The sequence below is a fragment of the Kitasatospora sp. NPDC097605 genome, from assembly GCF_040302725.1.
GTDB lineage: Bacteria > Actinomycetota > Actinomycetes > Streptomycetales > Streptomycetaceae > Kitasatospora.
Window position 1 is genome coordinate 43,514 of record NZ_JBEOSF010000009.1, and the last position, 22,782, is coordinate 66,295.

Genomic DNA, 22,782 nt, shown 5'->3' on the forward strand with positions numbered 1-22,782 from the left:
AACACCCTCCCGTTCTAAGGACTGCAACGTGACCACAGCCGACACCCTGGCCGCCGCCGGAGCCGCAGAGGCGGCCCGCGCGGCCGGCCCCTGCGAGCGCGGCGCCACCGTGTGGCTGACCGGGCTGCCGAGCGCGGGGAAGACCACGCTCGCCTTCGCCCTGGCCGAGCGGCTGCGCGCCGAGGGCCACAAGGTCGAGGTCCTGGACGGCGACGAGATCCGCGAGTTCCTCTCCAAGGGCCTCGGCTTCTCCCGCGAGGACCGGCACACCAACGTCACCCGGATCGGTTTCGTCGCCGAGAAGCTCGCCGCCAACGGCGTCAAGGTCCTCGCGCCGGTGATCGCCCCGTTCGCCGACTCCCGCGCCGCCGTGCGCGAGCGGCACGCGGCGAACGGCACCGAGTTCCTGGAGATCCACGTCGCCACCCCGGTCGAGCTGTGCGCCGAACGCGACGTCAAGGGGCTGTACGCGAAGCAGGCGGCCGGCGAGATCTCCGGACTCACCGGCGTCGACGACCCCTACGAGGCGCCCGAGCACCCGGAGCTGCGGCTCCAGACCCAGGGCCGCGCGGTCACCGAGTCCGCCGCCGAGCTGCACGCCTTCCTGACCGAGAGGGGCCTGGCATGACCACCGCGACCCAGAGCCTGGTGCAGGCCGACGACAACCCCTTCGCGCTGTCCCACCTGGACGCGCTGGAGGCCGAGTCGGTGCACATCTTCCGCGAGGTCGCGGGGGAGTTCGAACGCCCGGTGATCCTGTTCTCCGGCGGCAAGGACTCCATCGTCATGCTGCACCTGGCGCTCAAGGCCTTCTGGCCGGCCGCCATCCCGTTCTCGCTGCTGCACGTCGACACCGGCCACAACTTCCCCGAGGTCATCGACTACCGCGACCGCGTGGCGGCCCGGCACCACCTGCGCCTGCACGTCGCCTCGGTGCAGGACTTCATCGACCGCGGCGTGCTGCGCGAGCGCCCCGACGGCACCCGCAACCCGCTGCAGACCGTCCCGCTGCTCGACGCCATCGAGAAGGGCCGCTTCGACGCCGTCTTCGGCGGCGGCCGCCGCGACGAGGAGAAGGCCCGCGCCAAGGAGCGCGTCTTCTCGCTGCGCGACGAGTTCGGCGCCTGGGACCCGCGCCGCCAGCGCCCCGAGCTGTGGTCGCTCTACAACGGCCGGCACGCCGTCGGCGAGCACGTCCGGGTCTTCCCGCTCTCCAACTGGACCGAGCTGGACGTCTGGCAGTACATCGAGCGCGAGGGCATCGAACTCCCGGAGATCTACTACGCCCACGAGCGCGACGTCTTCGCCCGCAGCGGCATGTGGCTGACCGCCGGCGAGTGGGGCGGCCCCAAGGAGGACGAGCCGGTCGAGCGGCGGCTGATCCGCTACCGCACCGTCGGTGACATGTCCTGCACCGGTGCCGTCGACTCCGACGCCACCACCATCCAGGCCGTCATCGCCGAGATCGCCGCCAGCCGCCTCACCGAGCGCGGCGCCACCCGCGCCGACGACAAGCTCTCCGAGGCCGCGATGGAAGACCGCAAGCGCGAGGGATACTTCTAATGAGCACCACCCAGACCGGCACGACCCAGACCGGCACCGCCACCTCGCTGCTGCGCTTCGCCACCGCCGGGTCCGTCGACGACGGCAAGTCCACCCTGGTCGGCCGTCTGCTGCACGACTCCAAGTCGGTGCTGGCCGACCAGCTGGAGGCCGTCGAGCACGCCTCCCGCAACCGCGGCCAGGACGCGCCCGACCTCGCGCTGCTCACCGACGGCCTGCGCGCCGAGCGCGAGCAGGGCATCACCATCGACGTGGCCTACCGCTACTTCGCCACCCCCCGGCGGCGGTTCATCCTCGCCGACACCCCCGGGCACGTGCAGTACACCCGGAACATGGTCACCGGTGCCTCCACCGCCGAGCTGGCCGTCGTCCTGGTCGACGCCCGCAACGGCGTGGTCGAGCAGACCCGCCGGCACGCCGCCGTCGCCGCCCTGCTGCGGGTGCCGCACGTGGTGCTCGCCGTCAACAAGATGGACCTGGTCGACTACGCCGAGCCCGTCTTCGCTGCCATCGCCGCCGAGTTCACCGCCTACGCGGCCTCGCTCGGCGTCAAGGACGTCGTCGCGGTGCCGATCTCCGCGCTCGCCGGGGACAACGTCGTCGAGCCGTCCGCGCACATGGACTGGTACGGCGGCCCGACCCTGCTGGAGCACCTGGAGACCGTGCCGGTCGGCAGCGACCCGAGCGCCGAGCCGGCCCGCTTCCCGGTCCAGTACGTGATCCGCCCGCAGACCGAGGAGCATCCGGACTACCGCGGCTACGCGGGCCAGCTGGCCTCCGGCGTGCTGCGCGTCGGCGACGCCGTCACCGTGCTGCCGTCGGGCCACACCACCACCGTCACCGGCATCGACGCCCTCGGCCGGGCCACCGACATCGCCTGGGCCCCCCAGTCGGTCACCGTGCGCCTCGCCGACGACATCGACATCTCCCGCGGCGACCTCATCGCGGCCGGCCGCGCGCCCGTCCCCACCAAGGACATCGAGGCCACCGTCAGCCACCTCAACGAGCGGCCGCTGCGGGCCGGCGACAAGGTGCTGCTCAAGCACACCACCCGCACGGTGCGCGCGCTGGTCAAGGAGATCACCTACCGGATCGACATCGACACGCTGGAGCAGCGCTCCGGCGCCGAGGGCCTGAACGTCAACGACATCGGCCACGTGGTGCTGCGCACCGCCGAGCCGCTGGCGCTCGACGACTACCGCGACAACCGCCGGACCGGATCGTTCCTGCTGATCGACCCGGCCGACGGCACCACCCTCACCGCCGGCATGGCGGGCGAGGCCTTCGAGACCGTACGCACCACCGACGCCAACGACCCCGACGAGGAGGACTGGGTCTGATGCCCAGCGAGGCGTTCTCGGGCATGGACAAGGAAGGCGGCCGCATCGGCAGCGGCGTCCTCGGCAGCGGCCAGGGCGGCCTGACGCGATGTGTGGGCCGACAGGGCTGAGAACCGCCCTGTCACCGGGCCGGCCGGCCGCTGTCCCTCCCCACAGCAGGCGCAGCAGCCGCCCCCCGGCCCGGCTTGCCCGGCACCCCGCGCGGTGCCGCAAGCACAACCTTGACCGAACGTCCGCCCGGGACCGCTTTCCTGACGGTCCGTCCGCGAACAGGACTCACCATGGCACCGAACCTGGCACTTCCGCATACCCCGGCACATCCCGGCGCCGGCCGGATCAGACGCTCCGCCGCGGCCGCCGTGGCCGGCCTCACCGCCGTCGCGCTGCTCTCCGCCTGCGGGTACGGCTCCGAGAACGACGACAAGAAGGCCGACTCCGCCGCCCCGGCGGCCGGTTCGTCCTCCGGCGCCAAGCTCTCCGCCGACACGGTGAAGATCGGCTACTTCGCCAACCTGACCCACGGCACTCCGCTGGTCGGCCTCCAGGAAGGCATATTCCAGAAGGAGTTGGGCTCCACCCAGATCAAGACCCAGGTCTTCAACGCGGGCCCGGCCGAGATCGAGGCGCTCAACGCCGGCTCCATCGACATCGGCTGGATCGGCCCCTCCCCGGCGATCAACGGCTACACCAAGTCCGACGGCAAGTCGCTGAAGATCATCGGCGGTTCGGCCTCCGGCGGCGTCAAGCTGGTGGCCAACCCGGAGAAGGTCGCCTCGCTGGACGACCTCAAGGGCAAGAAGATCGCCACCCCGCAGCTGGGCAACACCCAGGACGTGGCGCTGCTCAACTACCTGGCCGGCAAGGGCTACAAGGTCGACGCCCAGTCCGGCGCCGGCGACGTCAGCGTGGTCCGCTCGGACAACAAGGTCACCCCGGACGCCTACAAGCAGGGCTCCATCGACGCCGCCTGGGTGCCCGAGCCGACCGCGTCCAAGCTGGTCACCCTCGGGGCGAAGGTCCTGCTCAACGAGAAGGACATCTGGCCGGACAAGAAGTTCGTGATCACCAACATCATCGTCTCGCAGAAGTTCCTGGCCGACCACCCCGACGTGGTCGAGGCCGTGCTGCGCGGCTCGGTGAACACCAACGCCTTCATCAAGGCCAACCCGGACAAGGCCAAGACCGCCGCCAACGAGGCGATCAAGAAGGAGGCCGGCAACGCCCTGGAGCCGGCCATCCTCGACCCGGCCTGGGCCGACATCGACTTCCTGGACGACCCGCTGGCCGCCACCCTGCAGACCGAGGCCGACAACGCCGTCACCGCCGGACTGCTCAAGAAGCCGAACCTGAACGGCATCTACGACCTCACCGCGCTCAACAAGGTGCTGAAGGAGAAGGGGCAGAGCCCCGTCGCGGACGCCGGTCTCGGCGCCAAGTAGCGCCCGCAGGACCGCACCACCGCGCCCGGAACCCCGCGGTCCGGCCCCCGCCCAGCCCGTACCGATGCCCGCTCGATGCCCCGAGCTCGGACCGGGCGGGGGCCCGGACCCCGGCCCTCTCCCTGACACCAGATGCCAGACCACACCACGCAGGAGGTGCCCGGAATGACTCCGGCACTGACCACCTCGGACGACGCCCCCGGCGTCGGCACTCGTGACGGCTCCCCCGCCGTCCGGATCTCGCACGTCCACAAGTCCTTCGGCCGCCCCGGCGCGCAGACCCACGTCCTGGACGACATCACCCTCGATGTCGCCCCGGGCGAGTTCGTCACGCTCCTCGGCGCCTCGGGCTGCGGCAAGTCCACCCTGCTCAACCTGGTCGCCGGCCTCGACAAGCCCAGCTCGGGCAGCATCGAGGTGCCCGGAGGACGCCCCGCGCTGATGTTCCAGGAACACGCGCTCTTCCCCTGGCTCACCGCCGGCAAGAACATCGAACTCGCCCTCAAGCTCGCCGGCGTCCCGCGCCCCGAGCGCCGCCCCGAGGCCGAGCGGCTGCTCGACCTCGTCCGGCTCGACGGCTCCTACGGCAAGCGGGTGCACGAGCTCTCCGGCGGCATGCGCCAGCGTGTCGCGATGGCCCGCGCCCTCGCCCAGGGCAGCCAGGTGCTGCTCATGGACGAGCCGTTCGCCGCCCTGGACGCCATCACCCGCGACGTCCTGCACGACGAGATCACCCGGATCTGGTCGGAGAAGCAGCTGTCCGTCCTCTTCGTCACCCACAACGTGCGGGAGGCCGTCCGGCTCGCCCAGCGCGTCGTCCTGCTCTCCTCCCGCCCCGGCCGGGTCAACCGCGAGTGGCGCATCGACCTCCCGCAGCCGCGCCGGATCGAGTCCTCCGGCGTGGCCGACCTGTCCATCGAGATCACCGAAGAACTGCGTGGGGAGATCCGCCGCCATGGCCAGCACTGACACCACCACCAAGACGGGGGAGGCCCACGGCGGCATCGTCGCCGACTTCGCGAGCGTCGGGTCGGGCCTGGACGCTCTGGACGCGGTCGTCACCCAGCGCAACTCCACCGCCGAGACGCTGCGGCAGAAGGTGCTGCCGCCGCTGCTCGGCGTCGTCCTGGTGCTCGCCCTGTGGCAGGGCGCCTACAGCCTGCACGTCACCAGCGAGTACAAGCTCCCCAGCCCGCTGGACGTCTGGCGGGCCGCCGAGGACCTCTGGTACCAGGGCACGCTGTTCTCGATCATCTGGACCAGCGTCTGGCGCGGCCTGTCCGGCTTCCTGGTCGCGCTCGTCATCGGCACCCCGATCGGCCTGCTGGTCGCCCGGGTCAAGCCGGTGCGGGCCGCGCTCGGCCCGGTGCTCTCCGGCCTCCAGTCGCTGCCCTCGGTCGCCTGGGTGCCGGCCGCCGTCATCTGGCTCGGCATCAACGACTCGATGATGTACGCGGTCATCCTGCTCGGCGCCGTCCCGTCCATCGCCAACGGCCTGGTCGCGGGCATCGACCAGGTCCCGCCGCTGTTCCTGCGGGCCGGGCGCACCATCGGCGCCACCGGCCTGACCGGCGCCCGGCACATCCTGCTGCCCGCCGCCCTGCCCGGCTACCTGGCCGGGCTCAAGCAGGGCTGGGCCTTCTCCTGGCGCTCGCTGATGGCCGCCGAACTCGTCGCCTCCTCCCCCGACCTGGGCCTCGGCCTCGGCCGGTTCCTGGAGAACCAGCGCGAGTTCTCGGACATGGCGGGCGTGCTGCTCGGCATCATCCTCATCCTGTTCGTCGGCATCGCCATCGAACTGCTCGTCTTCACCCCGGTCGAGCGCCGGGTCCTGCGCAACCGCGGCCTGCTGGCCGGCGGCAAGTGAGGCCCCGCGCATGACCGATCGCCGGCTGCCCGCCGCCCCCGCCACCCCGGTGGCGGCGGGCAGCCCCGCCCTGCTGCTGATCGCCCACGGCAGCCGCGACGCGCGGCACGCCGCGGCCGTCGCCGCGCTGGTCGGGCAGGTGCGGGCGCTGCGGCCCGGCCTGGACGTCGCCACCGCCTACCTGGACCACTGCGCCCCGCGCATCCCGCAGGTGGTGGAGCGGCTCGGCGGGGGCGCGGTGGCCGTGCCGCTGCTGCTCAACCGGGCCTTCCACGCCAAGCACGACATCCCCGCCGCCCTGCGCGCGGCCGGCGCCGACCTGCCGGTGGCCGACGTGCTGGGGCCCTCGCCGCTGCTGCTGTCCGCGCTGGACCGCCGGCTCACCGAGGTCGCGCCGGAACTCTCCTCCCCCGCCGTCCGGGCCCGCACCGGCGTCGTGCTCGCCGCCGCCGGCTCCTCCGACCCGGCCGCCGACGCCGCCACCCGGGCGGTCGCCGCCGAGTGGCGCCGCACCCGCGGCTGGGCCGCCGTCGAGGTCGCCTACGCCTCCGCCGCCGGGCCCCGCGTCCCCGACGCCGTCGCCGCCCTGCGCGGCGCCCCGGGCGTCGACCGGGTCGCCGTCTCCCCCTACCTGCTCGCCCCCGGCCTGCTCCCCGACCGCATCGCCGAGGCCGCCACCGAGGCCGCCGCCGACCACCTCGCCGCCACCCTCGCCCCCACCCTGGACCTCGCCAGCCTCCTCCTCACCCGCTACGACGAGGCCCGCACGAGGACGGCAACGGCCCCGGCCCTCACCGCCTGAATGCTCAGGACGCCTTGCGGTGCTGGTACTCCGCCACCGCCGCGGTGATCACGCTGAGCGGGACGACCGCCTCCTGGTCCGCGACAGCCGCCTCGATCCATTCCCGCATGATCACCGTCGGCTTGATCCCTCTGACCTGCGCCCGCCGCCGGACCTCGTCCATCAGGGGCTTCGGCAGCCGAAGCGAGGTCGTGATCATCACCGAATCGGTGGGAATCGGCTCCGCCGGCTCGGCCGCCATGATGTCGTCCTCGGTCAGTTCGTGCGTCTCGTAGAACTCGGCCAGCGCCTCAAGGTCCGCACCGTTGTCAGTCATCTGCCACCCTCAACTCGTCCGCTTGAGGAACAAGCGCCGCTCGGAGCCGGTCATGTCCCGCGCCGTGACGCAGTACCAGCACGCCTGCGCCGCAGTGCTCGCCACCAGCACCACCAACAGGTGACGCCCGGCATCCGTCACGCCGAGGCAGAGCGTCGTCCCCTCCCGCCCCGAGGCCAACCACCTCGGCCGGGTGAACACGACCTGCTCCACCTCGCCGGGAGTCACCCCGTGCCTGGCGATGTGCTGCTCGGACCGGTCAGTCCAATAGATCTCAGTCTGCACGACAGAGAGCGTGTTGCAAACGCATTGCGTGCGGCGAATCGACCCCACCCGATCGGACGATGCGCGTGAACGCACGAGACCGGCGCGCGATTTCATCGCGCGCCGGTCGACACAGCAAGGCCGCTTCAGCCTGCCGTGCCCAGGTGGACGGTGATGAGACCGGCCGTGATCAGGGCGAGGCCGGTGAGGGCGGTGGGGGACGGGACCTCGTGGCGGACGGCGAGGGCGGTCAGCACGGTGCCGATGGTGCCGATGCCGGTGAAGACGGCGTAGGAGGTGCCGACCGGGAGGTCCTGGAGGGCGCGGGAGAGGAGGTAGACGGCGCCCAGCATGAGGACGAAGCACAGGGCCGTCTGCGGGAGCCGGGTGAACCCCTCGGTCGGCTTGATGGACTGCGCCCAGGCGACCTCCACCACCCCCGCCAGCAGCAGCCAGATCCACGGCACGGCGTTCAGCCCTCCCTCGGGATGCGGTAGCCGACCAGCTTGGTGCCCAGCTCGCCGGCCCGGTACAGCGCGTCGGCGGCGGACTCCCGGTGCTGCAGGACGCGCCCGGCCAGGGCCGGGTCCACCAGGGAGTTGACGAGTTCGGCGGCGATCACCTCGGTGTCCTCGACCGCGTAGTGGCCGCGGACGAAGTCGCTCAGGTAGCGGCCGTTGTGGTCGTACGGCTCGCGCGGGGTGCCGGGCCCGTAGGCGCCGCCGCGCGCGGCGACGACCACGAACTTGCGCGGCGCGAGCACCATCTTCGGGAAGGTGACCTGGTCGATCCAGGCCTTGAGCGCGGACGGGATGCCGAAGTTGTACATCGGCGCGCCGATCAGCACGGCGTCCGCCGCGACGAGTTCGTCGAGCAGCGGCCGGACGACGGCCCAGGCCTCCTGCTCCTGCCCGGTGCGGACGGCCTCGGGGTAGCGGGCGATGTCGGTGATGCCCTCGCGCAGCAGGGTGTCGCAGATCCGGGTCCAGCCCTCGCGGATCGGCGGGACGGGCTCGGCGGCGAGGTCGCGGTGGGTGACCTCGCCGCCGCCGGCCAGCCAGGCGTCGGCGAAGGCCGCGCCGAGACGGCGGGTGAAGGAGTCGGTGCGCGCGCTGCTGTCGAGGTGCAGGAGGTGGGACACGGTGAACCCCCGGAACGGTCTGGGCTGGACGGAACGGGCCGAACAACCGGACATCGCGTCCACTTGTCGGCCCTCCCTACGCTAGAGGGAAGTGGACAGCGTGTCCACTTCCCTCGGGTGCGCACTTCCCTCTACCGTTGTCCCCCATGACGACCGAGCTCCCGATGGCCGACGGCCCGCCGCCCCGCGAACGGGCCGACGCCGCCCGCAACCGGGCCAAGGTGCTCGCCGCCGCCGGACGGCTCTTCGCCGAGGGCGACCCGGCCGCCGTCACCATGGACGACATCGCCCGGGCCGCCGGCATCGGCCGCGGCACCCTCTACCGCCGCTACCCGGACCGCGCCTCGATCGCCCGCGCCCTGCTCGACGAGCACGAACGCGCCCTCCAGGAGCGGCTGCTGCGCGGCGCCCCGCCGCTCGGCCCGGGCGACGGGGCCGGCACCGTCGCCCCCGCCGACCGCCTGGCCGCCTTCTACGCGGCGATGGTCGAGCTGCTGGAGACCCACATCCACCTGGTGCTCGGCGCCGAGACCGGCGCGGCCCGCTACCGCACCGGCGCCTACGCCTTCTGGCGGCTGCACGTCGCCCACCTGGCGCGCGAGGCCGGCCGGCCGGACCCGGAGGTCCTGGCCGACCAGCTGCTCGCCCCGCTCGCCCCCGAGCTCTTCCGCCACCAGCGCGAGGCCGGCGTCACCCCCGCACGGATCGCGGCCGGCCTGGCCGCCCTGGCGCACGGCACCCTCGGCTAGGACGGGGGCACGGTCAGGCCGGGACGTGCCAGACCTGGTTGGCCGCGCCGTTGCAGTCCCAGATGCCCAGCTGGTTGCCGTTGGCGGTGGAGAAGCCCAGGTCGTCCAGGCAGCGGCCGGACGCCGGGTTGAGGATCGAGCCGTCCGCCCGGACCTGCCACTGCTGGGCGCCGGTGCCGTTGCAGGTGTAGAGCTGGATCTTGGTGCCGTTGGCGGTGCCGGCGCCGGTGACGTCCATGCACTTGTTGAAGGCGCGGATGGTGCCGTCCACCGCGATCTTCCACTGCTGGGCGTTGGTGCCGTTGCAGTCGTAGATCTGGACGGGGGTGCCGTCGGAGCTCGCGGCGCCCTTCACGTCGACGCACTTGCTCGCGTAGCCGGTGATCTGGCCGACCGGGCCGGCGGGCTGCGGCGGGAGCTTGGGGCCGAGGACGACGTACGGGAAGGAGACGGTCTCGTTGACGCCGCAGGGCGCGACCGCGGTGCCGTCGCCGACCACGGTGCCACTCATGGTGCCCCGGCTGAACTGCACGGTGTGCTGGGCGTTCCACCACTGGCAGGTCGCGGAGACGTACCAGGTCTGGAGCGGGTCGATGCCGGAACAGGAGCCGTAGGCGTTCCAGCCGGCGACGTAGGCGCCGCAGCCGGCGGCGGCCTGGGCGCCGGTGGCCGGCGCGGCGAGTGAGGCGGCCGCGCCGAGCAGGGCGGCGCTGGAGAGCAGGGCGGCGGTACGACGCATCGGAAGGTCCTTCCGGGGACGGTGAACCGGACAACCCGCGGAGCAGGGAACCGTGATGGCGGTGCGCCACTTGTGCGGGCCGCGTGAAAGCGTCGGGGGGATGTATGGCCACGGTCAACAGCGCGGGGGGACGATCACGCCAACGGTCCGTCCACGGACGGGGGTTGGTACGAACGGTCGCCCGGAAGCGGCGGCAGGCCGGGGGCCCGGAGGATCCGTCCGGAAAGCGGCCCGCCGGGGGCGCACACGCGGACGGCCCGGCTCACCCCGCGCGGGGTGGGCCGGGCCGTCGGAAGCCGCGGTCGCTCAGGTACCTCAGTCGGCCTGGCGGCGCTGGCGGCCGGTGCCGTAGTTGGAGCCGGACTTGGAACCGCTGCCGGGCTTGGCCCGGCCCGCGGAGCGGCCGATGAAGCCGGACGCCTGGCGCGGCGCGCCGCCGCCCTGGCCGCCGCCCGCACCACCGACGCGCTGCTTGGGCCGGGGACGACGCGGGTTGCCGTTCATGTCGACGTCGGTCGGCAGGCCCGAGCGCTTGCCGGAGCGCCGGCGCGGCCCGGAGGAGGCCTTCGGCGCGGCCTTCCCGGCCTCCGCGTCGGCGGGGGCGGCCGGGGCGGGCACGGCCAGGGTGACCGCCACGCCGCTGGGGGTGCGGGCACCGGTGATCCGGGCGAGCTCGCCGTCACCGGGGCGGACCTTGGTGGTGGTCGGGCGGATCCCGGCCACGGTCATCAGCCGGCCGACCTCGCGCCGCTGGTCGGGCAGCACCAGGGTGACGACCGTGCCGGACTCGCCGGCCCGGGCGGTGCGGCCGCCACGGTGCAGGTAGTCCTTGTGGTCGATCGGCGGGTCGACGTTGACGACCAGGTCGAGGCCGTCGATGTGGATGCCGCGGGCGGCGACGTTGGTGGCGATCAGCGCGGTGACGTGGCCGTCCCGGAACTGGTCGAGCACCCGGTTGCGCTGCGGCTGGGACTTGCCGCCGTGCAGGGCGGCGGCCTTCACGCCGTTGGCGAGCAGCTGCTTGGCCAGCCGGTCGGCACCGTGCTTGGTGTGCACGAACATGATCACGCGCCCCTCGCGGGAGGCGATGTGGGCGGTGGTGGACGCCTTGTCGGCCGGCTCCAGCTGGAGCACGTGGTGGTCCATGGTGGTGACCGCGCCGGCCGAGGGGTCGACCGAGTGGGTGACCGGGTCGGTCAGGAAGCGCTTGACCAGCCGGTCGACGTTGCGGTCCAGGGTGGCGGAGAACAGCATCCGCTGCCCGCCCTCGGCGACCTGCTCCAGCAGCTTGGTGACCTGCGGCAGGAAGCCCATGTCGGCCATCTGGTCGGCCTCGTCGAGCACGGTGATCGCGACGTCGGAGAGCCGGACGTCGCCGCGGCCGATCAGGTCGTCCAGCCGGCCGGGGGTGGCGACCAGGACCTCGGCGCCGCGGCGCACCGCGTTGGCCTGCCGGGTGATCGACATGCCGCCGACGACGGTGGCGATCCGCAGGTTGACGGCGGTGGCGTACGGGGTGAGCGCCTCGGTGACCTGCTGGGCCAGCTCGCGGGTGGGCGTCAGCACGAGCGCCAGCGGGTGGCGGGCGTCGGCGCGCTTTCCGGCGGTGCGGGCGAGCAGCGGCAGGCCGAAGGCGAGCGTCTTGCCGGAGCCGGTGCGGCCACGGCCGAGCACGTCACGGCCGGCGATCGAGTCGGGCAGCGTGGCGGCCTGGATCGGGAACGGCTCGGTGACGCCCTCGCGGGTCAGCGCGGACAGGATCGCCTTGGGCAGCTCCAGCTCGGCGAAGCTCGCCGCCGGCGGGCGGGCCGGGGTGCCCTCGACGACGGTGAAGTCGGCGGGCTCGGCGACCCGCGGGGTGTTGCGGCGCGGCGGGCGGGAGGACGCCCCGCCGCGCGGGGCGCCGGTACGCGCGGCACCGGTGCGCGGGGCGCCGGTACGGGTGCGGGGCTTGCGGGAGCGGCCGCCGTCGCGGGGCTGCTGGGCAGGGGTGGTCACGGGATCTCCGTCCATAGCACTACAGCCCCGGTCAGGGACTGGTCGGCCGTCGGAAAGGAGTGCGCCGCCCCGGCCGTTCGGCGGCATGGGCGAGGGCCCGCACCGTGCGGTGCGGGCCCTCGCTACGCGAGATCGCGAGTCAGCTCGGAGCCGGACTCAGATGACGCGGATGTTCTCGGCCTGCGGGCCCTTCTGGCCCTGGGTGACGTCGAACTCGACCTTCTGGCCCTCGACGAGCTCACGGAAGCCCTGAGCAACGATGTTCGAGTAGTGCGCGAACACGTCCGGGCCGCCGGTCTCCTGCTCGATGAAGCCGAAGCCCTTCTCGCTGTTGAACCACTTCACGGTGCCGGTAGCCATAACCGTCTCCTCTAACTGGGGCATCGGAGCCCACACCTCGTGGACCCCAAGTAGCCGCGATCCCCATCCGGAGACTGAAACACCGGACAAAACAAATGCGCCTGTTGGTTGGGACCAGCAGGCGCACACAAGCGTTCATGGGAACCAAAACTGCAACTGACTCGACTGTAGCACGGTCGCACCCCGATTGACCGGGGATTTTCTGCCCGACAGATCACGTTTGCGGGCTCCGGGAAGCGGGCAGACGGCGCCCGCCGAGGCGGGCGCCGTCCGTGGCGACACCGTGGTGCCACCCCGTTTTCACCGGGACGGTCGAACGGTCAGCGCCGTCCGGCCGACTCCGGCAGTCCGTGCGCGCTGTACGGACCGGCCGGCGCGGCGTGGCCGCCGTGACCGCCGCCGACGGCGTCGCCGCCGTGGCCGGGCCACCAGGCGGCCTTGCCGACCAGCGCGGTGAGCGCCGGGGTGAAGAACATCGCCATCACGAAGGCCGCCAGGAAGATGCCGAAGGCCATGCCGAAGCCGAACTCCAGCATGAAGATGTTGCCCGCGAGCATGAACGTCGCGAACGACACCGCCAGGATGAAGCCGGCCGCGGCGACGGTCGGGCCGCCGTGGCGCACCGCCTCGCGGGCCGCCTCGCGCGGGCTGCGGCCCTCACGGGCCTCCTCGCGCAGACGGGCGATGATCAGGATGTTGTAGTCGGTGCCGATCGCCACCACGAAGAGGTAGATGAGGATCGGCAGCATGAACATCATGCCGTGCTCGCCCTTGATGTTCTGGAACAGCAGGGTCGAGGAACCGAGGGTCGCGGTGAAGCCGAGGCCGACCGAGGCCATCAGGTACCAGGGGGCGACCACGCTGCGCAGCTGGAGGGCCAGGATCAGCAGGATCAGCAGACCCGCGATCGGGAACACCAGCTTGTAGTCGTGGCTCATCGCCAGGTTGATGTCCTTGTAGATCGCGGTGATGCCGCCGACCTTGGCCTCGGTGCCGGACGGTGCCTGGGCGTGGGCCACCTCGCGCAGCTTGGTGAGCGTGTCGATCGCCTCGTTGCCGGACGGCTCGCTCTTGAGCAGGACGGTGAAGTCCGCCGTCGCGCCGTCCTTGCTGACCTCCGGCTTCCCCTCGGCCTCGGCGACGCCGGGGACGGCGCCGAGCTTGGCGGCGTAGCCCTCGAAGCCGGCCTGGTCGAGCTTGCCGCCGCCGGTGGAGGTCAGGTAGACGTGCGTCGGGTCCGCGGCGCCGGCCGAGAAGGCGCTGACCATCTTGTCCTGGACGACCATCGACTCCTTGGTCTTGGGCATCGAGCTGCCCGCGAGGTCGAAGGTGCCGTTGTAGTTCAGGGCGCCGGCGGTCAGGGCCAGCAGCACGCCGCCGGAGGCGAGGGCCACCACGGCCGGACGCTTCTGGACCATGCGCCCGAGCGCGGCGAACCGGGCGTCGCTGGGCTCGCGCATCCACTTCTTGCCGGGCCAGAAGACCCCGCGGGCCGGGATGACCGTGAGGACGGCCGGGGCCAGGGTGAGCGAGGCGAAGGCGGTGACGACGACCGCGATGGCCAGCGCCGGGCCGAGCGCCTTGAACATGCCGAGGCTGGAGAGGACCAGCACCGCGAAGGCGACGGTGACCGCGCCGGCCGCGGAGGCGATGGCCTCGCCGACCCGGCCGACGGCGTGGACCACGGCCTCCTGCCGGGTGTCGCCCGCCCGCAGCCGCTCGCGGTAGCGGAAGGCGAGGAACAGGAAGTAGTCGGTGCCGACGCCGAGCACCACGACGATCAGGATCGCCGAGAGCACCGGGGTGGACTTCAGGTCGAAGGCCTTGGTGGCGTAGGCGATCAGGCCGTTCGAGGTCGGCATGGCGATCATCAGCGAGAGCAGCACCGGCAGCAGACCGGCCAGCACGCTGCGGAAGATGATGCCGACGATGATCGCCACCAGCAGGACGCTGCTGATCGCGATGATGGCGTCGGCCGCGCCGGAGGACTCCTTCTGGTCCAGCTGCTGGGCGGCCTGGCCGCCGAGCTGGAACTTCAGGTCGGTGCCCTGGGCGAGCGCCTTGCCCTCGTCGCGGATGTCCTTGGCGACCTCGCCGAACTTCTCCGAGTTCTGGGTGGTCTTGTCGATGGCGATCGGCGCCAGCGCGTACTTGCCGTCCTTGGAGGTCGACTGGTCGCTGACCGGGACGATCTGCTCGACGTGCTCGATCTTCTTGTCGGTGAGACCCTTGATGATCTTCGCCGCGGCGGCCTTGTCGTCGGCCGTCAGCTGGGCACCGTCGTTGCGCTCGAACAGGGCGAGCGCGGAGGGCGTGAAGCTGGACGGAAACGCCTGCTCCTGCAACTGCGCGGCCTGGATGGACTCGTAGTGCTTCGGGAGGAACGCGGCCTCGTCGGTCTGGGCGGTGATCTTCGGCGCCGTGAACGCGATGGCGATCATCGCGACGATCCACCCGGCGATCACCCACCAGGCGCGACGGACGACGAATTGTCCTAGTCGGTGGAACATGCTCGTAATGCCTCCTGGGCATGGTTCACCGCAGCCCTTGGGGGACGGGACGCCGGGCGACGGATCAGGATCGGCTCCGGCCGTGCGGGGGCACTGGCCTAGCCGGTCGGCAGGTAAGTACTCAGAGGGGATCATCCTACGGTCACTTACTTGCCGACCGGCAAGTAGTTTTCCCCTCGACCCCGTTGCCGCAGGCCGACCCCCTCGGGGACGCCCTGAAGCGACCCTGACCCATCTTCGCCCGCGCACGACCCCCTGCACCTCGTGCTCGGGGTGGATTCAGCTCCCCCTCAGGGTGGAGTCCCTGCCCCTATCCCTGGGAGGAGATGTCAGGGTCGGTGGGTAGGGAAAACCCCACCCCGCCCCCGAGGAAGACCACAGGGCGCACTCCCCCGCCAGCCGGATACCCCGTCACCTGCGGCTTCCCTACTGTCGGTTGGGACGCCGGACCGCACCCGGCGCCCGACATCCCGGCGGCCGACCACCGCCGTAGGCCCGGCCCGCGCCCGCCACCGGTCCCGGCGCCGGCCGCACTCCCAGGGGGAACCCGTGAAGACCAAGCTCGGCATGGCCGCCGCCATGGGCGCGTGGAGCGCCCGGCACAGAAAGACCGCCGTCTTCGGCTGGCTGCTCTTCGTCGTCCTCGCCGCCGTCCTCGGCGGCATGCACGGCAGCACCAAGGTCACCGACGCCGAAGCCATGCCCGGCCAGGTCTCCCGGGCCGCCGAGATCCTCGACCAGGCCGGCCTCAAGCCCCCGTCCACCGAGACCGTGCTGGTCCAGAGCGCCGGCCTGACCACCGACGCCCCCGCCTTCCGGACCGTCGTCGAGCAGGTGATCAGCGGGGTCAACGGCACCGGCAAGGCCACCGACGTCCGCTCCCCCTACGACACCAAGGCGATCTCCGCCGACGGCCGCTCCGCCCTCGTCCAGCTCACCGTGAAGGGCGAGCACGAGGAGGCGGTGAAGAACGTCACCGCCGTGGTCGACGCCGTCGCCGCCGTCCAGAAGCAGCACCCCGACCTCACCGTGGTCGAACTCGGCGACGCCAGCTCCGGCAAGTGGATGGACGAGCAGTTCGCCGACGACTTCGCCCGCGCCGAGTGGACGGCCGTCCCGCTCGCCCTCGGCATCCTGCTGGTCGCCTTCGGCGCGCTGGTCGCCGCCGTCCTGCCGGTCGTGCTCGCCCTCACCGCCTTCATCGCGGCCGGCGGACTCGTCGCGCTCAGCAGCGGCCTGCTGCACACCAGCAACAGCGCCAGCTCGGTGATGCTGCTGGTCGGCCTCGCCGTCGGTGTCGACTACTGCCTGTTCTACCTGCGCCGCGAGCGCGAGGAGCGGGCCGCCGGGCGCGACCTGGAGACCTCCCTGCGGATCGCCGCCGCCACCAGCGGCCGGGCCGTCCTGGTCTCCGGCGTCACCGTGGTGATCGCCATGGCCGGCATGTTCCTCACCGGCATCGCCGAGTTCGAGTCGATGGCCTTCGCCACCATCGTGGTCGTCGTCACCGCCGTGCTCGGCTCGCTCACCGTGCTGCCCGCGCTGCTCTCGATGCTCGGCGACAAGGTCGGCAAGGGCCGGGTGCCGTTCCTGGGCAAGCTCCGCCGCCCCGACGCCGCCACCACCGGCGGCCGGTTCTGGAACGCCGTGCTGACCCCGGTGCTGCGCCGCCCGCTGGCCGCCACCGTGCTCGCCGGGACCGTGCTGATCGGCCTCTCCGCCCCGCTGCTCACCATGCACACCGCCAACCTGACCTTCCAGCAGCAGCTGCCCAAGGGCAATGAGCTGGTCGCCGTCTCGCAGAAGATCGAGGCCGCCTTCCCCGGCAGCCCGGCGCCCGCCTCCGTCGTGATCAAGGCCGCCGACATCGACTCCCCGGCGATGACCGCCGCGATCGCCGACCTCAAGGCCCGCGCCCTGGCCAGCGGGCAGATGCACGGACCGGTCGACGTCACCGTCCACCCGCAGCAGAACGTCGCCACCGTCGACATCCCGCTCAACGGCACCGGCAACGACAAGGTCAGCACCACCGCGCTGAAGACGCTGCGCGAGCAGCTCGTGCCCGCCACCGTGCTCACGGTGCCCGGCACCGAGGCCCCGGTCACCGGCCGCACCGCCGGCTCGTACGACTTCAACGCCAAGATGACCGGCTCGATGCCGCTGGTCTTCGGCTTCGTGGTGGCCTTCGCCTTCCTCCTCATGCTCACCTCGTTCCGCTCGCTGGCCGTCGCCGGCACCGCCGTGGTGCTCAACCTGCTGTCGGTCGGCGCCGCGTACGGGGTGCTGACGCTGGTCTTCCAGCACGGTGTGGGGGCCTCGCTGCTCGGCACCGAGGGCGTCGGCGCGGTGGAGTCCTGGGTGCCGCTGTTCCTCTTCGTGATCCTCTTCGGCCTCTCGATGGACTACCACGTCTTCGTGGTCTCCCGGATCAAGGAGGGCCGCGACCGCGGCCTGCCGACCCGGGCCGCGATCGCCCACGGCATCCGCTCCACGGCCGGGGTGGTCACCAGCGCCGCGGTGATCATGGTGGCGGTGTTCGCGGTCTTCGGCACCCTGTCCATGCAGGCCATGAAGCAGATGGGCGTCGGCCTCGCGGTCGCGGTGCTGATCGACGCGACGATCATCCGCGCGGTGCTGCTGCCCGCCGTGATGACCCTGCTCGGCGAGCGCAACTGGTACCTGCCGCGCTGGCTCGGCTGGCTGCCCGACCTCTCGCACGGCGAGAGCGTCCCGCCGGTCGGCGCCGGCGCCGTCCACGCCGGCCACGTTCCGCAGCCCGCGCCCGGGCAGCAGCCCCACCAGGCCCGGCACCGCCGGATCGAGGTCTGACCTTCCCCTCCAGTGGTCCTCGGACCCGCAGACCTCGGACACCGCCGGGCCCCGCGTGACGCGGGGCCCGGCGGCCGTTTGCCAGAATGATCGCCCGCCCCCACCCGGCTGTCATTGCAGGACAACGCAAGAAACGGACACCCCCATGCTCCCCTTCGACGAGGAACGGGCCCGGCTGCTGCTCGCCCACGCCTGCGAGTCGGCCGGCCTGCCCGGCCCCGCGGACGCCCGGCTGATCGCCCTCGGCGAGAACGCCGTCTTCGACCTCGGCGACCCGGCCGTGGTCGCCAAAATCGGCCGCGGCCCGGAACTGCACGAACGCGCCCGCCGCGAGCTCGCCGTCGCCGACTGGCTGGCCGGCCACGGCGTCCCGGTGGTCCGTCCGTACGACGCGGTGCCCGTCGAACCGCGGCTCGCCCACGGTCACCCCGTCACGTTCTGGCACCGGCTGGCCCCCGCCGAGCGGCCGGCCCGCCCGGTCGACCTCGCCCCGCTGCTGCACGCCCTGCACCGGCTGCCCGAGCCGCCGTTCACGCTCGGCCGGCGCGACCTGCTGGCGCCCGTCGGACGCTGGCTCGCCTCCGCCGAGGGCCATGTCGACCCGGCCGACGTGGAGTTCCTGCGCCGGCGCCGGGACGACTTCGCCGCGGAGGCGGCCGCGCTGGTCCCGCACCTGCCGACCGGGGTGATCCACGGCGACGCGCTGCCGCGCAACGTCCACATCGGCCCGGACGGGCCCGTCCTGCTCGACCTGGAGTTCGTCGCCGACGACCTGCGCGAGCACGACCTGGTGGTGCTCGCGCTCAGCCACGACCGCTACGGCGTGCCGGGCGAGGAGTACCGGGCGTTCACCGAGGCGTACGGCTGGGACGTGCGCGAGTGGCCCGGCTTCGCGGTGCTGCGCGGGGCGCGGGAGACGGCCAGCGCCTCCTGGGTCGCACAGCAGGCGCCCGGCAACCCGGCCGCGCTGGCCGAGTTCCGGCGCCGGGTGGACTCGCTGCGGACGGGGGCCACGGAGGTGCGCTGGTACCCGTTCTGACCCGGTGCCGGTGGCCGGAAAACCGGGCGATCGCCGCCGACCACGGCCTGCGCCCGCTGGGCTGGTCGGTCGACCCGCGCGACTGGTCCCGCCCGGGCACGGCCGCGATCGTCTCCGCCGTCCGGGCCCAGCTCAAGCCCGGCGGCGTCGTCCTGCTGCACGACGGCGGCGGCGACCGCACCCAGACCGTCGCCGCCCTGCGGCAGCTGCTGCCCTGGCTGACCGCCCAGGGCTACCGCTTCGACTTCCCCGCCAACCGAGCCCCCGGCCATGCCCCCTAGACTCCCGGCATGGCCACCGATCACCCCGCTGCCCTCGGACCGCGCCTGAGCAGCGGTCGGATCGTCGGGCTCCTGCTGATCTCCGCGTTCACCGCGACCGCCGGCTGGCTCACCGCCACCGGCTTCGTCCACGCGTACGCCACCGGCGCCTGCGGTCCCGAGCGGCGGTGCGACGGCCTCGGCACCGCCGGATACCTGGCCGGCGGGATCCTGCTCTGGCTGCTGTGCCTGGTGGCCACCGCCACCACCGCGCACGGCGACGCCCCCACCACCGAACCCTCGGCCACCTCCGACCGGGGCGTCCTGCTCGGCTGCCTCGCCCTCGGCCTGCTCGGCGCGGCCCTCGCCAACGGCTCCTTCCACCCCTGGGCGCTGCTCCCCGTCCTCCCGCTCGCCCTGCTGACCGCCGTCCTCGACCGGCACGGCGCCCGCCGCTGGCACGCCTTCCGGCTGGAGGGCCGGCGCCGGGCCGGACAGCGGGACCGGCTGGAGCGGTTCGGCGTCACCGTGCCCGCCCGGGTCACCGACCTCACCCCCGCCGACACCGACACCGGTCTGCGCGTCACCGTCGGCTTCACCACCCTCGACGGCGCCCACCGCACGGCCACCGTCACCGACACCTTCCCCGCCCACGAGACCCCGCGCCGGGGCGGCCGCGCCGAGGTCCGCTACGACCCCGCCGACCCGGAGAACACCCACGTCTCCCTCGCCGCCGCGGACCCCGAGCCCGCCGGTACGGTCCCCGCCGACGCCCTGGAGGTGGTCGCCGCTCTGGAGCGCCTCGCCGCGCTGCACCGCGACGGCGCCCTCGACACCGCCGAGTTCGCCGCCGCCAAGGCCCGCCTGCTGGGGACCGGCTCCGCTTCCGGCCATCCGCCGTATCCCCCGCGGGACGCCGTCGTTCACCCGGTCGTTCGTCCGGGAACGGACGGCCCGCACTAGCATCCGCGCAATGACGAGCACGCGCAGGGTGAGCGGCGCCCGGAAGTTCGCCGCCTTCATGTTCGGTTGCTTCGCCGCCTTCGGCGGCTGGTGCGCGGCCACGGGCTATCTGCACTCGTTCACCGCCGGCGACTGCGGGCCCGGCACGCCGTGCCAGGACGACGTCACGGCCCTGCTCACCACCGCCGGGGTGGTGCTGTGGCTGCTCGCGCTGTTCGGCGCCCTGGGCCTGGCCGAGAACCGCGACGTCGAGAAGCCGCAGCGGCTGCCGCTCGCGATGACCACCGCCGGCGTGGTGTTCCTCGGTCTGCTCGGCGCCGTCCCGGCCGGCGGGGCACCGCGCCCCTGGCTGCTCGCCGCCGCCGGCCTGTTCGCCCTGCTGACCCTGGTCGCCGGCGTCCGCGGCGAACGGCGGATCCGGCGCGAGAACGCGGAGCGGCTGGCGCTCCGGAACCTCGCCGCCCGGTTGCACACCTCCGGGCTGTCCGTCCCCGGAACAGTCATCGACGTCCAGCACGCCGACCACCGGCCTACCCCCGGCGCCGCCGCCCAGCGGCTGCGGCTGACCGTCCGCTTCACCGCCCCGGACGGGCGCGCGTACACGCTCACCCACACCGGGACGTTCCCCTCCTACGCGCTGCCGGGCGCCGGCAGCGGGCTGACGGTCCGCCACGATCCGCAGGACCCGTCCGCCGCGCTGGTCGCCGAGAGCGGTCCGTCCGCCGCACCGCCGCTGAGCGAGGAGCTCGAACGCCTCGCCGCGCTGCACCGCGACGGCGCCCTCGACGCCGCCGAGTTCGCCGCCGCCAAGGCCCGCCTGCTGGGGACCGGGCTCAGCGCAGGGGCCAACGGGGGTCGATGACGGCCTCCGGGTCCTTGCCCCGGCGCAGCCAGGACTGCAGGTCCTCGGCCCAGGCCCGGTACCAGCCGACCTGCCGGGCGTGCAGCTCGGCCGTCGGGACGCCACCGACCTGGTCGGGGTAGCGCTCGGCGAGGGCGACGGCGACCCGGACGGCGGCGAGGGCGTCGCTGCCGGCCTCGTGGGCGTCGGTCAGTTCGACCCCGTACACCTCGCAGACCCGCTGGAGGGTGCGGGAGCCCTTGCGGTACTTGTCCACGGCGCGGTCGATGACCAGCGCGTCCAGCACCGGCGCGACCGGCCCCCCGAGGCGCTCGGCGAGCGCCGGCAGACCGTGCCGGCGCAGCTCGGCGTCCAGCAGCGACAGGTCGAACGGCGCGTTGAACGCCACCACCGGCCGCCCGGCGGCCAGCCGTTCGCACAGCGCCGCGGCTATCTCGTCCACCGCCTCCTTGGCCGCCCGCCCCTTGGCCCGGGCCAGGTCGTCGCCGATCCCGTGGATCGCCTCCGCCTCGGCGGGTATCGGGACGCCCGGATCGAGCAGCCAGCCGGTGGCGCTCAGCCGGCGGGCCCCGACGGTGTCCACGAGGGCGGCCGTGACGATGCGGTCCACGGCCGGGTCGGTGCCCGTGGTCTCCAGGTCGAAGCCGACCAGTGGCTGCTGCCACCAGCTCATAGGGGTGTGTCCTTCCGTCCTCTGGGTCGAAGCAGCCCCTATCATCACCCGCCCCTCCGACAATCCGGCCGGTGGGGCGGGCGGCGGGCATCCCGGCCGGTGCCGCCGGGCCCCGCGCGCCGTCCGCCCCGGTGGTCCGCGAGGCGGGCGAAACCGCCGGCCTGGCGGGGTGGGCGGCGGGGAGACCGGCCGGGTGGGCATCACGACCGGTGCCCCCGGGTGGTCGCTGCGGCCGGGCGGCCCCGAGGACGTCGAGGCGATCGCCGAGCTGCGCGCCGAGGTCATGCGCCCCGGTCCGGCCCGGCCCGGGCGCTACGACGTGCACCGGGTGCGCCGGGCGGTCGGCTGCTGGAGCACTTCTGCCTCGCCCCGGCGCACCAGGGCCGGGGGCGGGGAGCGCCGTGCGCCGGCTGTACGAGCGGCCCCGGTTCACCGTGGAGGCGCAGGACCCGGTCGCCGTGCCCGTGGTCCGCCCGGCGGCGGGGCCCGCCCGTCAGCCCCGGACGGTGAAGCCGCCCCGGACGGGGGCGAGGTCGGGGCCGGTGCCGGTGGGCTCCTGACAGGGGGTGGCGACCGGCGCGCCGTCGACGCCGCCCCGGGGGATGCCCGTCCAGGCGATCCGGTGGCCGCCCTCCCCGTCGGGGCGGAAGACAAGAGCGACCTCGGGGTGCCAGGTCCTCGGCAGCGGCGGCACCGGATCGAGGGCGGGGCCGGTGGTGTAGGCGATGGAGTCGGCCGTGCCGGTGAGCACGACGGTCCCGCCGGTCCCGGTGAGGCAGTCCACCCGGACCTCGACCCGGACGGTGAACTGGCGGTCGGTGCCCCGGTCGAAGACGTGCTGGATGGTGGCGTGGCCCCGGCCGCCGCGGGCGGCGACGCCCAGGGTGAGCAGCTGGGTCGGGTCGGGGGCGGAGCCGAGCGGGGCGAGCCGGGCCCAGCCGTGCAGGGACGGGGAGGCCGGAGCGGCCACCGCGGCCGTCGGGGCGGCGGCGAGTGCCAGGGTGCTCGCCAGGGCGGCGCCCAGCAGGTGCTTGCGCATGGTCGGACCTCGTTCCTCGGAGGCGGCCG

The 22,782-nt window shown here is 73.4% G+C and carries 22 protein-coding genes; 12 read left to right on the forward strand and 10 right to left on the reverse strand.

The features are described 5' to 3' along the window. The first annotated feature begins 46 nt into the window (after positions 1 to 46). The 7 genes from cysC (at position 47) to ABTX81_RS12915 (ending at position 7,011) form a co-directional block, all read left to right on the forward strand. Positions 47 to 628 (forward strand): adenylyl-sulfate kinase, encoded by a 582-nt coding sequence (gene cysC / locus ABTX81_RS12885; RefSeq protein WP_350544151.1) that lies wholly within the window; start codon positions 47 to 49, stop codon positions 626 to 628. After that, positions 625 to 1,563 carry a sulfate adenylyltransferase subunit CysD gene (gene cysD, locus ABTX81_RS12890; RefSeq protein ID WP_350543789.1) on the forward strand — a complete coding sequence of 313 codons (939 nt, stop codon included), beginning with the start codon at positions 625 to 627 and terminating at the stop codon, positions 1,561 to 1,563. The genes cysC and cysD overlap by 4 nt, the downstream gene beginning before the upstream one ends. After that, positions 1,563 to 2,903: a sulfate adenylyltransferase subunit 1 gene (locus ABTX81_RS12895; protein WP_350543791.1), complete on the forward strand. Its 1,341-nt coding sequence runs from the start codon at positions 1,563 to 1,565 to the stop codon at positions 2,901 to 2,903. Before cysD ends, ABTX81_RS12895 begins: the two co-directional genes overlap by 1 nt. Positions 2,904 to 3,184: 281 nt before the next feature. After that, entirely contained in the window at positions 3,185 to 4,342 is a 1,158-nt protein-coding gene (locus tag ABTX81_RS12900; protein WP_350543793.1) for an aliphatic sulfonate ABC transporter substrate-binding protein, read from the forward strand. 165 nt (positions 4,343 to 4,507) lie between these two features. Continuing rightward, positions 4,508 to 5,311, forward strand: coding sequence for an ABC transporter ATP-binding protein (locus ABTX81_RS12905; protein WP_350543795.1), 804 nt, complete (start codon positions 4,508 to 4,510; stop codon positions 5,309 to 5,311). Further along, positions 5,298 to 6,209: an ABC transporter permease gene (locus tag ABTX81_RS12910; RefSeq protein WP_350543797.1), complete on the forward strand. Its 912-nt coding sequence runs from the start codon at positions 5,298 to 5,300 to the stop codon at positions 6,207 to 6,209. The genes ABTX81_RS12905 and ABTX81_RS12910 overlap by 14 nt, the downstream gene beginning before the upstream one ends. Before the next feature lie 10 nt (positions 6,210 to 6,219). Further along, positions 6,220 to 7,011 (forward strand): sirohydrochlorin chelatase, encoded by a 792-nt coding sequence (locus ABTX81_RS12915; RefSeq protein WP_350543799.1) that lies wholly within the window; start codon positions 6,220 to 6,222, stop codon positions 7,009 to 7,011. Between the two features lie 4 nt (positions 7,012 to 7,015). On the opposite strand, the gene ABTX81_RS12920 is transcribed toward ABTX81_RS12915, so the two are convergent. The 4 genes from ABTX81_RS12920 to ABTX81_RS12935 all read right to left on the reverse strand — a co-directional run bounded on the left by ABTX81_RS12920 (position 7,016) and on the right by ABTX81_RS12935 (position 8,732). Then, on the reverse strand, positions 7,016 to 7,327 hold the full coding sequence (locus ABTX81_RS12920) for a CopG family antitoxin (RefSeq protein WP_350543801.1): 312 nt from the start codon (positions 7,325 to 7,327) through the stop codon (positions 7,016 to 7,018). 9 nt (positions 7,328 to 7,336) lie between these two features. Then, positions 7,337 to 7,612, reverse strand: a complete 276-nt coding sequence (locus tag ABTX81_RS12925) for a BrnT family toxin (RefSeq protein WP_350543803.1) — start codon at positions 7,610 to 7,612, stop codon at positions 7,337 to 7,339. A 125-nt stretch (positions 7,613 to 7,737) separates the two neighbouring features. After that, a complete protein-coding gene (locus tag ABTX81_RS12930; protein WP_350543805.1) occupies positions 7,738 to 8,058 on the reverse strand; it encodes a DMT family transporter in 321 nt (106 codons plus the stop codon). 5 nt (positions 8,059 to 8,063) lie between these two features. After that, positions 8,064 to 8,732, reverse strand: a complete 669-nt coding sequence (locus tag ABTX81_RS12935; RefSeq protein WP_350543807.1) for an FMN-dependent NADH-azoreductase — start codon at positions 8,730 to 8,732, stop codon at positions 8,064 to 8,066. Positions 8,733 to 8,878: 146 nt separating this feature from the next. Between ABTX81_RS12935 and ABTX81_RS12940 the strand changes: the two genes are divergently transcribed. Continuing rightward, positions 8,879 to 9,481 carry a TetR/AcrR family transcriptional regulator gene (locus ABTX81_RS12940; protein WP_350543809.1) on the forward strand — a complete coding sequence of 201 codons (603 nt, stop codon included), beginning with the start codon at positions 8,879 to 8,881 and terminating at the stop codon, positions 9,479 to 9,481. A 13-nt stretch (positions 9,482 to 9,494) separates the two neighbouring features. On the opposite strand, the gene ABTX81_RS12945 is transcribed toward ABTX81_RS12940, so the two are convergent. From ABTX81_RS12945 to ABTX81_RS12960, 4 genes are all read right to left on the reverse strand, one after another. Then, on the reverse strand, positions 9,495 to 10,220 hold the full coding sequence (locus ABTX81_RS12945) for a ricin-type beta-trefoil lectin domain protein (protein ID WP_350543811.1): 726 nt from the start codon (positions 10,218 to 10,220) through the stop codon (positions 9,495 to 9,497). Positions 10,221 to 10,535: 315 nt separating this feature from the next. Continuing rightward, positions 10,536 to 12,233 (reverse strand): DEAD/DEAH box helicase, encoded by a 1,698-nt coding sequence (locus tag ABTX81_RS12950; RefSeq protein ID WP_502892765.1) that lies wholly within the window; start codon positions 12,231 to 12,233, stop codon positions 10,536 to 10,538. A 141-nt stretch (positions 12,234 to 12,374) separates the two neighbouring features. Further along, positions 12,375 to 12,578 (reverse strand): cold-shock protein, encoded by a 204-nt coding sequence (locus ABTX81_RS12955; RefSeq protein WP_327676217.1) that lies wholly within the window; start codon positions 12,576 to 12,578, stop codon positions 12,375 to 12,377. A 320-nt stretch (positions 12,579 to 12,898) separates the two neighbouring features. Next, the gene (locus tag ABTX81_RS12960; protein WP_350543815.1) at positions 12,899 to 15,088 is read right to left on the reverse strand and encodes an MMPL family transporter; all 2,190 of its coding nucleotides are present in this window, start codon (positions 15,086 to 15,088) and stop codon (positions 12,899 to 12,901) included. A 567-nt stretch (positions 15,089 to 15,655) separates the two neighbouring features. Between ABTX81_RS12960 and ABTX81_RS12965 the strand changes: the two genes are divergently transcribed. The 4 genes from ABTX81_RS12965 (at position 15,656) to ABTX81_RS12980 (ending at position 21,041) form a co-directional block, all read left to right on the forward strand. Then, positions 15,656 to 17,917, forward strand: a complete 2,262-nt coding sequence (locus tag ABTX81_RS12965; protein ID WP_502892772.1) for an MMPL family transporter — start codon at positions 15,656 to 15,658, stop codon at positions 17,915 to 17,917. 145 nt (positions 17,918 to 18,062) lie between these two features. Continuing rightward, positions 18,063 to 18,956: a phosphotransferase enzyme family protein gene (locus tag ABTX81_RS12970; protein WP_350543819.1), complete on the forward strand. Its 894-nt coding sequence runs from the start codon at positions 18,063 to 18,065 to the stop codon at positions 18,954 to 18,956. A gap of 290 nt (positions 18,957 to 19,246) precedes the next feature. Beyond that, positions 19,247 to 20,179, forward strand: a complete 933-nt coding sequence (locus ABTX81_RS12975) for an SHOCT domain-containing protein (RefSeq protein WP_350543821.1) — start codon at positions 19,247 to 19,249, stop codon at positions 20,177 to 20,179. Positions 20,180 to 20,189: 10 nt separating this feature from the next. Then, positions 20,190 to 21,041, forward strand: coding sequence for a DUF3592 domain-containing protein (locus ABTX81_RS12980; RefSeq protein ID WP_350543823.1), 852 nt, complete (start codon positions 20,190 to 20,192; stop codon positions 21,039 to 21,041). Here the strand turns inward: ABTX81_RS12980 and ABTX81_RS12985 are convergent. After that, positions 21,013 to 21,714 carry an exonuclease domain-containing protein gene (locus tag ABTX81_RS12985; protein WP_350543825.1) on the reverse strand — a complete coding sequence of 234 codons (702 nt, stop codon included), beginning with the start codon at positions 21,712 to 21,714 and terminating at the stop codon, positions 21,013 to 21,015. The two genes, ABTX81_RS12980 and ABTX81_RS12985, sit on opposite strands and share 29 nt — an antisense overlap. A gap of 493 nt (positions 21,715 to 22,207) precedes the next feature. After that, complete coding sequence (locus tag ABTX81_RS12990; RefSeq protein ID WP_350543827.1) at positions 22,208 to 22,753, reverse strand: hypothetical protein; 546 nt, start codon at positions 22,751 to 22,753, stop codon at positions 22,208 to 22,210. Positions 22,754 to 22,782 lie beyond the last annotated feature (29 nt).